Origin of the sequence: Phocaeicola faecium (assembly GCF_014837055.1) — a bacterium.
Taxonomy (GTDB): domain Bacteria; phylum Bacteroidota; class Bacteroidia; order Bacteroidales; family Bacteroidaceae; genus Phocaeicola; species Phocaeicola gallinarum.
On the sequence record NZ_JACSPQ010000053.1, the window covers coordinates 75,990 to 87,420 of the forward strand.

At 45.1% G+C, this 11,431-nt stretch carries 9 protein-coding genes; 2 read left to right on the forward strand and 7 right to left on the reverse strand.

The genetic code is table 11. The annotated features are described in order from the left end of the window. Nucleotides 1–174: 174 nt before the first annotated feature. Genes H9626_RS14040 through rsmH form a run of 7 tightly spaced genes read right to left on the reverse strand, consistent with a single transcriptional unit; the run spans nt 175 to nt 9,005 of the window. Nucleotides 175–1,482 carry an FtsW/RodA/SpoVE family cell cycle protein gene (locus H9626_RS14040; protein WP_178257219.1) on the reverse strand — a complete coding sequence of 436 codons (1,308 nt, stop codon included), beginning with the start codon at nt 1,480–1,482 and terminating at the stop codon, nt 175–177. A 23-nt stretch (nt 1,483–1,505) separates the two neighbouring features. After that, on the reverse strand, nt 1,506–2,840 hold the full coding sequence (murD, locus tag H9626_RS14045) for a UDP-N-acetylmuramoyl-L-alanine--D-glutamate ligase (protein WP_178257218.1): 1,335 nt from the start codon (nt 2,838–2,840) through the stop codon (nt 1,506–1,508). Between the two features lie 6 nt (nt 2,841–2,846). Beyond that, nucleotides 2,847–4,115 carry a phospho-N-acetylmuramoyl-pentapeptide-transferase gene (locus H9626_RS14050; protein WP_191710874.1) on the reverse strand — a complete coding sequence of 423 codons (1,269 nt, stop codon included), beginning with the start codon at nt 4,113–4,115 and terminating at the stop codon, nt 2,847–2,849. Nucleotides 4,116–4,120: 5 nt separating this feature from the next. Further along, nucleotides 4,121–5,578, reverse strand: a complete 1,458-nt coding sequence (locus tag H9626_RS14055) for a UDP-N-acetylmuramoyl-L-alanyl-D-glutamate--2,6-diaminopimelate ligase (RefSeq protein ID WP_191710875.1) — start codon at nt 5,576–5,578, stop codon at nt 4,121–4,123. Between the two features lie 9 nt (nt 5,579–5,587). Next, entirely contained in the window at nt 5,588–7,720 is a 2,133-nt protein-coding gene (locus H9626_RS14060; protein ID WP_178257215.1) for a penicillin-binding protein, read from the reverse strand. Between the two features lies 1 nt (nt 7,721). Beyond that, on the reverse strand, nt 7,722–8,078 hold the full coding sequence (locus H9626_RS14065; protein WP_178257214.1) for an FtsL-like putative cell division protein: 357 nt from the start codon (nt 8,076–8,078) through the stop codon (nt 7,722–7,724). Nucleotides 8,079–8,090: 12 nt separating this feature from the next. Continuing rightward, on the reverse strand, nt 8,091–9,005 hold the full coding sequence (rsmH, locus tag H9626_RS14070) for a 16S rRNA (cytosine(1402)-N(4))-methyltransferase RsmH (protein ID WP_191710876.1): 915 nt from the start codon (nt 9,003–9,005) through the stop codon (nt 8,091–8,093). Between the two features lie 557 nt (nt 9,006–9,562). Between rsmH and glsA the strand changes: the two genes are divergently transcribed. After that, nucleotides 9,563–10,381 carry a lyso-glycine lipid O-acyltransferase GlsA gene (gene glsA / locus H9626_RS14075; RefSeq protein WP_191710877.1) on the forward strand — a complete coding sequence of 273 codons (819 nt, stop codon included), beginning with the start codon at nt 9,563–9,565 and terminating at the stop codon, nt 10,379–10,381. 22 nt (nt 10,382–10,403) lie between these two features. After that, nucleotides 10,404–11,384: a glycine N(alpha)-acyltransferase GlsB gene (glsB, locus tag H9626_RS14080; RefSeq protein ID WP_178257211.1), complete on the forward strand. Its 981-nt coding sequence runs from the start codon at nt 10,404–10,406 to the stop codon at nt 11,382–11,384. The last annotated feature ends 47 nt before the right edge of the window (nt 11,385–11,431 follow it).

An 11,431-nucleotide genomic window follows, 5' to 3' on the forward strand; every position in this document is an offset into this window, starting at 1 on the left:
TAGAACCGAGTAACTCTACCGCATGGAATGACTGACGCTAACGGTAGCGTTTTCCGGAACAAATCAATGGGTTTTTCACCTACGCTTTCAGCTATAAAAAACAAAAGGCTACCTCAAAAAAAATTGAGATAACCTTTTGTTTCGCGTATAATTTACGTCAGTAGAAACCAATATTTACTGGTTGGGCTGCGCATCTTTATCGGTCTTCGTCTGCTCAGCCAAGTTCATTGCCGCCGTTTGAAGTGCAGCGATGGCAGCTTCCTGCACCTGCTGTTTTTGCCTTTCTTCTTCCTCCTTGCGTCGGGCTTCCATTTCGTTTACGTAACGGCTCACGCTCAGTATCATCCCGATATAAGCACAGTTGATGAGTGTAGACGTTCCTCCCTTGCTGATAAGCGGAAGAGGTTGTCCGGTAACAGGAAACAGTCCTACGGCTACCATCATGTTAAGCAACGCCTGCGATACCAACAGCAGTGCGATACCCATTACCAGAAACGCAGGGAAACTCCTGTCACACTTTCGGGCGATTTTCCCCGTTCGCATCAGCAACCAAATATAAAGAATGGCAACAAACGCCCCTCCCACCAGTCCGAGTTCTTCGATGATAATGGCGAAAATGAAGTCGGAAAATGCTTGCGAAAGGAAGTCACGCTGGATACTGTTTCCGGGCATCTTACCTACGATGTGACTGGAAGCAATGGCTATATTGGCATGAGCTACTTGTGCATTCTTGTCGATATCGTATTTAGCGGCAGGAACGGCTTCGCTGTCGGCAAAAAATCCCTTGATACGGTTCTGCCACGTCTCTACACGGTGCATCATCGGCACTTCTCTCAGTTTCTCGGCAGGGATAGCCATTACCACCCCGATGAAAAGACCAAGCATCAGCACCACTGCCGCCGCCAGCTTGGTCAGTTGCTGCCACGGAACTCTGCCGATAATCATCATCAAGAATACCACTCCGAACAGCAACACCGCCGTAGAGCCGTTTTCGGGGGCAATCAATATGAAAACAACGCCCGTTATCCACATTATCCACCGGAAAGCCTTCCGGTTTGTTCCGTTTTCTTCTTGAAACTTAGACAAGATGAATGCCGTAACGATTATTACCGCCATTTTCGCCAACTCGGAAGGCTGAAACTGAATGCCGAAAAACGTCATCCACCGTGCCGCACCGTTGATACGGTCGCCCGTTACAAGTCCGGTTATCGTAACAAAAGCCAATAAGACAGCCGAAATAGGGAGAAGGAAGAACGGAAATACCCGGAAAAACTTATAGGGAATGTTGTGAACCAACACTACGATACAGGCTCCCACCATCAGGATGAGGCTATGCTGGGTAATAGGTTCCCAATGGTCGCCGCTCTTGTAAGTCAGCGTACTGGCGGCGCTGAATACCTCGATAACGGATACCAGACAAAGAAACAGGAAGATAATCCAGATAGCCTTGTCGCCTTTAAACAAATTTTTTAGCAAATCCATCGCTCTAAGTATCTAACGGTTTATTACAGGTTTCTTACACACTCTTTAAACTGGTCGCCGCGGTCTTCGTAACTCTTAAAGAGGTCGAAGCTGGCGCAGCAGGGACTCAGCAATACGGTTTCGCCCTGTTTTGCCATCCGGTAAGCAGCATCAACGGCATCTTTCATGCTTTGGACATCGGCTATCGGCAGTCCGAACCCATCGAAAAATCCGTGCAACTTCTCGTTGTGCAAGCCCAAAAAGATAAGCCCAGAACATTTTTCCCTTACCAAATCGGCAATTTCGTTGTAATCATTTCCTTTGTCTTTGCCACCCAAAATAAGTACCGTCTTGGTTTTCATGCTCTGAAGGGCATACCAGCAAGAGTTTACATTCGTGGCTTTCGAGTCGTTAACGTACTCTACACCACGCACACGAGCCACCTTCTCTAAACGGTGTTCCACCCCCTTGAAATCGCTCAACGCCTCCCGGATATCTTCTTTCCGGATACCGGCAATGTTGGCAGAGATACCTGCCGCCATCGAGTTGAACAGATTGTGCGTGCCTGTCAAAGCCAGCTCCTCCTGTTCCATGTTAAAGGCGATGGGCTGTGTGAAATAAATCTTGTTCTGCTCAACAAATGCAGCCAGCCCGTCTTCACGCTTTTCAGCAAAGGGATAATAATGTCCGTGAATGCCATACTTATGAAGTTCGTGTTGGATAATGGGGTCATCGTTCCAGAAAATAAATGCATCTTCAGGCGTCTGGTTCTGGATAATGCGGAACTTGGCATCCACATAGTTCTGCATCTTGTAATCATAACGGTCGAGATGGTCGGGCGTGATGTTCATCAGCACGGCAATGTTGGCATGAAACTTATACATGTTATCCAACTGGAAGCTGCTCAACTCGATAACATAATAATCGTAGTTACATTCCGCCACCTGATAAGCAAGGCTCTGACCGATATTTCCGGCAAGCCCCACGTTGAGTCCGGCTTTCTTGAAGATATGATAAATCAGCGAGGTAGTGGTTGTTTTTCCGTTACTGCCCGTGATACAAATCATTTTGGCATTCGTATAACGTCCGGCAAATTCGATTTCGGAAATAACCGGAATGCCTTTTTCTTTCAGTTTCAGAATCATAGGAACATCGTTGGGGATGCCCGGACTCTTGATTACTTCGTCGGCATTCAGTATCAACTCCTCCGTATGCTTTCCCTCTTCCCACCGGATGCCTCTTTCGTTTAACATGTCTTTGTATTTGTCTTTAATGGCAGACATGTCTGATACAAACGTGTCGAAACCTTTCTTTTGTGCCAGTATCGCTGCACCTGTGCCGCTTTCACCGGCTCCTAATATGACAATTCTCTTTGTCATGACTCTTTATCTAATCTTTAAAGTTATAATCGTTATTGCTGCGAGTACGATGGTTACAATCCAGAAGCGGACGGTAATTTTCGACTCGTGAAATACACTCGCCGGACGTGTAAAAACATACGTACACTCAGGGTCGAGCTGCGATAGGGTCGTGCGGAAATGATCGTGAATCGGCGTACGTTTGAAAACACGTCGCTTGATTCCTTTTTTCTTTCCGCTCCGGAAGTATCTTACTTGTAAAATTACAGACAAATTCTCTATAAGGAACACACCGCACAGTATCGGTATGAGCAATTCTTTATGGATAATGATGGCGAAAACAGCGATGATACCGCCAATGGTAAGGCTACCCGTATCGCCCATAAATACTTGAGCGGGGAACGCATTATACCACAAGAAACCGATAAGCGCACCAATAAAGGCGCAAATATAGATTACCAGTTCCTCACTTCCCGGTATATACATAATATTCAGGTAACCGGCGTATTCGATGTGACTGGAAACGTAAGCCAGAATCCCTAACGTGACTCCGATTATCGCAGAGTTTCCGGCTGCCATACCATCCATCCCGTCATTCAGGTTGGCTCCGTTGGATACGGCTGTCACCACAAATATCGTAACCAGTACGAATACAATCCAACCCGCTGTTTGTGCATGTTCGCCGAAGAATCCTACAAAATCAGCATAATCAAGGTTATTGTTCTTAAAGAAAGGGATGGTTGTTTTAGTAGACTTCTCATCTTGCGTCTTATGCACCACCTCTACAATCTCTCCGTTACGCTGTACTTCCACATTCTCGCGTATAACTACATCGGGACTAAGGTAAAGCGTCAGTCCTACAATCAATCCCAAGCCTACTTGCCCGATAATTTTAAACTTTCCATGCAAGCCCTCCTTGTCTTTGCGGAATACTTTGATATAATCATCCAAAAAGCCCAAAGTTCCTAACCAAACAGTGGTTATCAGCATCAGCAACATATAGATATTATGCAGCTTACCCAACAATAGGCAAGGTATCAGGGTAGCCACAATAATGATAATGCCTCCCATTGTAGGAACGCCAACTTTATTGACATTAAAGGGGTCAATCGAAGCGTCGCGCTGGGTTTCGGTTATTTGTTTCCGTTTCAGCAAATTGATAAAGTATTCCCCAAAAATAGAAGAAATCAACAATGCAATGATAACCGCCATCAGCGAACGAAACGATACGTAACCAAACATTCGCGCACCGGGAAAATCAATTTGCTCTAAATAATGAAATAGATAATATAACATGCCTATCAGTTTTCGTTTGCAAATATATCTTTTACCACTTCTTTATCATCGAAATGATGTTTCACTCCCTTAACTTCTTGGTAATTCTCATGTCCCTTTCCGGCTATCAACACCACATCGCCCGGTTGTGCCAGCATACATGCCGTACGGATGGCTTCACGGCGGTCGGCAATAGAGATAACCTTACGCATATCCTCTTTTGTCAATCCTGCCAACATATCGTTAATGATATCTTGCGGTTCTTCGAAGCGGGGATTATCCGACGTTATCACTACCTTATCGCTTTGTTTTACCGATTCTTGCGCCATGAGCGGACGTTTGCCTTTATCGCGATTACCGCCTGCCCCCACTACCGTGATTACTTGTCCGCGTCCTTTGAGCACTTCATGAATGGCATTCAATACATTCTCTAAGGCATCGGGGGTATGAGCGTAATCTACAATCGCTGTATAACCTTTCGGCGAACGAATGGCATCGAAACGTCCGGATACAGGACGCAAGATGCTTAATGCAATTAAGACTTCTTCCGGCTGTTTTCCCAATAAGCAGGCTGCTCCATATACGGCCAACAAATTAGAAGCGTTAAACCGTCCGATGAATTGTACGTTCACCTCTCTGTTGTTAATATCCAACAACATTCCTTCAAAGCCGTCTTCCAATACCTTCCCTTTGAAATCGCATAACGTACGAAGCGAATAAGTCGCAACTTTGGCTTTCGTATTTTGTACCATGACCAAACCATTTTTATCATCGGCGTTCGTCAGTGCGAAAGCCGATTTAGGAAGTCCATCGAAAAAAGCCTTCTTCGCTTTCAGATAATTCTCAAAGGTTTTATGGTAGTCCAAATGGTCGCGGGTGAGATTCGTAAAGATACCTCCTGCAAATTTCAGTCCGCCGATACGTTTTTGAGCCACCGAATGAGAACTTACTTCCATAAACGCATATTTACAGCCTTCGTCTGCCATTTTGCCTAATAATCTGTTAAGCGTAATGGGGTCGGGTGTAGTATGGTCGGTCGGAATGGCTTCTCCGTCAATATAATTGCATACCGTAGATATTAAACCTACCTTATATCCAAAGCGGCGAAACATTTCATAAAGCAAAGTAGCGATGGTGGTTTTCCCGTTCGTTCCGGTAACGCCCACCAAATCTAATTTTTCTGTCGGATTGCCATAAAATGTTGTAGCCAACTTGCCTACCGCATCTTCCGAATCGCTCACTTGAACATAAGTTACCTTGTCATCGGTTTGCTCAGGCAGGGTTTCACATACGATAGCGGCAGCTCCACCGGCAATAGCTTTTCCGATGTACGCATGTCCGTCTGTTTGAGTTCCTTTCACAGCTACAAACAAACAGCCGGGCTTCACCAAGCGCGAGTCCATTTGTATGTCTGTTACCTCTATATTTAAATCGCCTGCCCAACGGCAAACGTTCACAGATTTCAAAATTTCTTCCAGTTTCATTTCTTTATCTTATTTAAGAATCAATGTTATAGTTTGCCCCCTGCGGACATGAGACCCGGCCGCAAGGCTTTGAGAAGTAACCTTCCCTACGCCCGACAAACGGACTTTCAGCCCATAACTTTCCAACAGGTAAACGGCATCTTTCGCACCCATGCCCTTTACGTTAGGAAGCAACTTGCTGTTTATTTTAGTTTCTTTCAGCTCTGCCTGAGTGGGAGTGGTTGTCACTTTTCCCCATACAGGTATGTCTTCCGAGGCTGTAGAGATAGAAGCACTGTTGCTGTTCACATTCAGTGCGCGCAATACATAAGCAGCCTCTTGGATATCTCCGCTCTTTACGTTAGGTATCAGTATCGAGGTAGAATCTTTGGCATGTTCCAAATCCTGATTCAAATGTTTCGCATAAATACGTTCGGCGATGCGGCTGAACACGCTTCCTGCCTGCAAGCCTCCGGATGCCGGACCGTGAGGTATCTGAATAGAAACAATGCAACTGTATTTAGGGTTCTCGGAGGGGAAGTAACCGCAGAAGCTAACCAAATAGCTTACTCCTCCAGCTTTATATCCGGCTTTACCTTGCGAGATTTGCGCTGTTCCTGTTTTGCCCGATACGCTGAACTGTTTGCTTCCTGCCGGTTTTGCAAGTCCTTGCGAAACCACTTTACGCAGAATAGTACGTATCTGCATCAACGTCGTATCCGAACAAATTTTCGGATTGACTATTTCCGTCGGAAATTCTTTCAATATCTCGCCGTCTTTGGCTATTGCTTTCACAAACTTGGGTTTCACCATCACGCCGTTATTGGCAATGGCATTATAAAAATTCAACAGATAAATGGGAGGAATCATCGTTTCGTAACCGATACTCATCCACGGCAAAGTGGTTCCTGCGAAATAACGTTCGTTCGGTCCTTGTATGCGCGGACTTGCTTCACCCACGAAGCCCAAGTTCAGCGGTTTGTCGATGCTCATGCGTTTCAAGCCGTCGACAAACTTTTGGGGATTCTTTCCGTAAAAATGATCGATAATCGTCGATACGCCCACATTGGATGATACTTCAAGGATGCGTGTCACATCTATCTTTCCATAACCGCCCTTATACCAGTTCCAGTCTTTCATGAAACTGCCGTGCATATTTACCACCCCGTTTCCTGTATCTACCACATAATCGGGCGTAATATATTTATCTTCGAGCGCTACCATGATAGAAGCCGTTTTAAAGGTAGACCCCGGCTCCATCAGGTTACTTACCGAAGCATTGCGCATTTCGTAATAATTCCCGTCGCCTGCTTTGGTCATGTTTACATTAGCTTTCACATCGCCCGTAGCAACTTCCATTACTACCGCCACTCCGGATACGGCATTCAGATTTTTGAGCTGGTCTACAAGGGCTTTCTCGGCAATATCCTGCATGTCGACATCGATGGTTGTAATCACATCGCAGCCATCTACCGCCGGCTTATCCACGATATTCAAGTATTTGTTCATCACCTTTTGGCGGTGGGTGATGCCATTTTGCCCGCGCAAAATTGAATCGTAAGTAAGCTCAATGCCATTTTTCGCACCCAACGTTATATCGGGGTACATATCGCCCAACGTACGGGCAGCCAACGAGCCGAAAGGTTTTTTCCGCTGATTGAAAGCCAATTCGTGGAATCCGCCCCGGTATTTATTCAAATTAAACACCGGAAGTTTTTTGACCTCCTTATACTCAATATATGAGATGCGCTTGGGGTAAAGCAAATAGTTTCTGCTCTTCGCACGCCTTCCGTTCAAGATATGCCGACGAAAGCTCTGCGCACTTTTATCCGGGAATATCTGATGCATCCCTTCACAGATTTCCGTCAGATGGTTCATCAGTACAGAGTCGTTACCGGCTTCTTTCAGCGCTACGAAATCCATATAAATTTTATATTCCGGCAAGCTGCTCGCCATTAATTTCCCGTCGGCTGAAATAATATTTCCGCGCGTAGGAGCAACCGTGACATTTTCTTTAACGAAACGGTCGGCAACGTCTTTCCAGTACTGGCGTTCTGCAAACATGATAAATGCGGCCTTGATAATAACCGCCACCGCTATCAACGCCATGACAAACACTATGAACGTATAGCGGAGCATGATATTTTTCTGTCCAAACATCATCTTATTTCTTCTCTTTAATTAAAAATGGAGGAGTAGTAGCTGTTTGAAGCGGCATTTTCCCTTCTTCTGTTGCAACATATTCTTCGATGCGCGACTGGCGGCTCCGTTCGGTCAGTTCCGAAGAAATGGTCAGCGCATCATATTTTGTATCTACCAGCTCTTTTTTCAACCGGTCTATTTCAATGATTTCACGCTGGCTTTCATAACGGTTGTTTATATAGAAAATGGTCAAGATTACTATTAAAATAAGCAAGTTGGCCTGCTTTCTCAGGAAGTTATGAGCCAAAATATCCCCTCCCAAGATGCTTTTCAGCGTGATATGGAAAGTTTCCTGCTGCTTGTCTTCTTGTTGTTCCATAACTTTTACTTGTTATTTCTTTTCTGCAATTCTTAATTTAGCGCTTCGCGAGCGAGGATTACGCAGTATCTCCTCGTTGGCGGGCACGATTACTTTATTGTTTATCAGGCGGAACGGTGTTTTTACGTTTCCATAAAAATCCTGATCGGCCTTTCCTTCGATATTTCCTGTTTTCATCAGGTTCTTTACCATGCGGTCTTCCAGCGAATGATAGGTGATAACCACCAATCTCCCTCCGGGCTTCAACGCCTCGGTAGCTGCATACAGCATTTCTTTCAGCGCCTGCATTTCTTCGTTCACTTCGATGCGCAGCGCCTGAAACACTTTCGCCAATTCTTTTTTTTCTCTTTCCCTGCCGTACAGCGGCTTTACCACTTCAAGAAAATCGCCTATGGTATCAAATGGCTTCCGGGCGCGCGCCTTTACCAATACGTTCGCCAGCTTCCGGCTGTTCTTCAGTTCACCGTACAGGTAAAACACATCAGCCAGCCGCTCTTCATCATACGTATTGACTACATCGGCAGCCGTCATTCCCGCCCGGCGGTTCATGCGCATGTCCAACTTTCCGTCGAAACGAAAAGAAAAGCCGCGCTCACTGTCGTCGAAATGATGAGACGACACTCCCAAATCGGCAAGAATACCGTCAACCTCTTCCACTCCGTAGTAACGAAGAAAGTTACGCAGATACCTGAAATTACTCCGCACGAAGGTAAAACGGCTGTCATCCACAATGTTGCGCTCCGCATCTTCGTCTTGATCGAAACTGAACAAACGGCTTTCCTTTCCCATACGACGCAAAATCTCCCGTGAATGTCCACCTCCTCCGAAAGTTACGTCCACATAAATTCCGCCATCCTGCAAGTTCAGTCCGCAGATGCTTTCCTGCAAAAGTACAGGCACATGATAAGTCTGTTCCGTTTCGTTCATGAGTCAATATCTTTGCTGTTTTTAGCTATTATATAATTAAGGTGTAAAATTAGGCATTTCCTTATAATTAGGCACTATATTGGTTGGGGAATTTTTCAGAAAGTTATCAACAGCCCGCCTCAGCGCGGTGTATTTTGCTTTCTCAAACACAAGCCGTTATCTTGGAAACCTGTCGGCTTACACCGAGCCTTCCCAAACTTTTTCCGGCTTGCCGGAAGCCCGAAAAACGCTACCCATAGCGTAAACAAGTTCTATGGGTAGAACCGGGCAACGCTACCGCATGAGTTGACCAACACTAACGGTAGCGTTTTCCGGGATTTTACTGCGGGAATTTCCGCCAGCGTTTTACCCGGCAGAATAGTTAAACAAAAGCTGGGCAACAAACCGCCAGCTTTCCCTAAATCACGGGCAAAAAAAGGCCCGGTTTGTCATATCAACGTATACAAAACATGCCCTACAGTATATTTTTTGTGTTAAATAGTAGATTTTTTTACCACTATTGCCCTATTTATCAAAAGATACATTACTTTTGTAACACAAATACAATAAAGTAAAGAATGGCTGACGACTCAATCTTTTTAATTGACATAGACAAGATTCTGAAAGAAAAGGCAGGACCAAAAGCCAAAAGGGTTCCCCGATTCGTGGTTTCGTACCTGAAACACATCGTACATCAGGATGAACTGAATGTCTTTTTAAAAGAAGTCTCCGGTAAAGAAGGAGTCCACTTTCTGGAAGCGTGCATGGAGTTTCTTGATGTAAAACTTGATATCAGGGGACTTGAAAATCTCCCTAAGGAAGGTTTGTGTACGTTTGTGTCCAATCACCCTTTAGGGGGACAAGACGGTATCTCACTGGGATATATACTTGGAAAGCACTACGACGGGCGAATCAAATATCTGGTAAACGACTTACTGATGAACCTCCGCGGACTGGCGCCCCTTTGTATCCCAATCAACAAAACCGGTTCGCAATCGCGCGATTTCCCTAAAATGGTAGAAGCCGGCTTCCGCTCAGACAGTCATATCATCATGTTCCCTGCCGGACTTTGTTCGCGCAGGCAGAACGGAACAATCAAAGATTTGCCGTGGAAAAAAACATTCATTACCAAAAGTATAGAAACTCACCGCACCATTGTACCCATTCATTTTGAAGGACGAAACTCGAACTTCTTTTACACGCTGGCAAATGTCTGTAAGTTCTTAGGAATCAAGTTTAACATAGCCATGCTTTATCTTGCCGACGAAATGTTGAAAAACCGCCATAAAACGTTCCGGGTAACCATCGGGAAACCCATCCCGTGGGAAACATTCGGTAAACAGAAAACTCCGGCCGAATGGGCGGACTACGTGCGTGAACTGGTTTACAAATTATAAAAAGATGTTATAATTGATAGATATGGAAGATATTATTGCTCCGATTGACAAGGAACTACTGAAATCGGAACTCACACCCGACAAACGTATGCGCTCCACAAACAAAAGTAACAACGAAATATACGTTGTAACATGGCAAAACGCGCCTAACGTATTGAAAGAAATCGGTCGCTTACGTGAAATCGCATTCCGCGCAGCCGGAGGTGGCACAGGCATGTCGATGGACTTGGATGAATACGACTTAATGGAAAATCCTTACCAGCAACTGATTGTTTGGAATCCGGAAGCTGAAGAAATATTGGGAGGATACCGTTACATACTGGGCGATGAAGTAGAATTCGACGAGCATGGGAAACCTAAATTGGCTACGGCTCACATGTTTGATTTCTCCGAGAAGTTTTTAAAAGATTACCTTCCTACCACCATCGAATTAGGGCGTTCGTTCGTAACCCTCGAATATCAGTCTACACGCTCCGGCTCAAAAGGTTTATTTGCACTCGACAATCTGTGGGACGGATTGGGAGCATTGACAGTAATCAAGCCCAATGTGAAATATTTCTTTGGTAAGATGACGATGTATCCCAGCTACAACCGCTTCGGACGCGACATGATTCTTTATTTCCTCAACAAGCATTTCTACGACAAAGACAAGCTGATAACCCCGATGACCCCGCTGCAGATAGAAACAGACCCGGCGGTTCTCGAAAAGTTGTTCTGCCACAATACGTTTAAGGAAGACTATAAGGTTTTAAACGCCGAGGTGCGTAAGTTGGGATATAACATTCCGCCTTTGGTTAACGCTTACATGGGACTTTCGCCCACCATGCGTATGTTCGGGACTGCCATTAACGACGGTTTCGGAAATGTAGAAGAAACGGGTATTCTGATTGCCGTAGATGAGATTCTGGAAGAAAAGCGTGTACGCCATATCGAATCTTACATAAAAGAACATCCCGAAGCCTTGCATTTCACTTCAGGAGCTAATCCGGTGATTTCAAAATAAAAGAATTGTTTATAGGAACATTGAGCAGATGTTCCTTTTTACCCAAT

Excerpts from the sequence above, each read along its gene's own strand:
- H9626_RS14040 (WP_178257219.1), bottom strand. The coding sequence starts at position 1,482 with ATGGATTTGCTAAAAAATTTGTTTAAAGGCGACAAGGCTATCTGGATT.
- murD (WP_178257218.1), bottom strand. The coding sequence starts at position 2,840 with ATGACAAAGAGAATTGTCATATTAGGAGCCGGTGAAAGCGGCACAGGT.
- H9626_RS14050 (WP_191710874.1), bottom strand. The coding sequence starts at position 4,115 with ATGTTATATTATCTATTTCATTATTTAGAGCAAATTGATTTTCCCGGT.
- H9626_RS14055 (WP_191710875.1), bottom strand. The coding sequence starts at position 5,578 with ATGAAACTGGAAGAAATTTTGAAATCTGTGAACGTTTGCCGTTGGGCA.
- H9626_RS14060 (WP_178257215.1), bottom strand. The coding sequence starts at position 7,720 with ATGATGTTTGGACAGAAAAATATCATGCTCCGCTATACGTTCATAGTG.
- H9626_RS14065 (WP_178257214.1), bottom strand. The coding sequence starts at position 8,078 with ATGGAACAACAAGAAGACAAGCAGCAGGAAACTTTCCATATCACGCTG.
- rsmH (WP_191710876.1), bottom strand. The coding sequence starts at position 9,005 with ATGAACGAAACGGAACAGACTTATCATGTGCCTGTACTTTTGCAGGAA.
- glsA (WP_191710877.1), top strand. The coding sequence starts at position 9,563 with ATGGCTGACGACTCAATCTTTTTAATTGACATAGACAAGATTCTGAAA.
- glsB (WP_178257211.1), top strand. The coding sequence starts at position 10,404 with ATGGAAGATATTATTGCTCCGATTGACAAGGAACTACTGAAATCGGAA.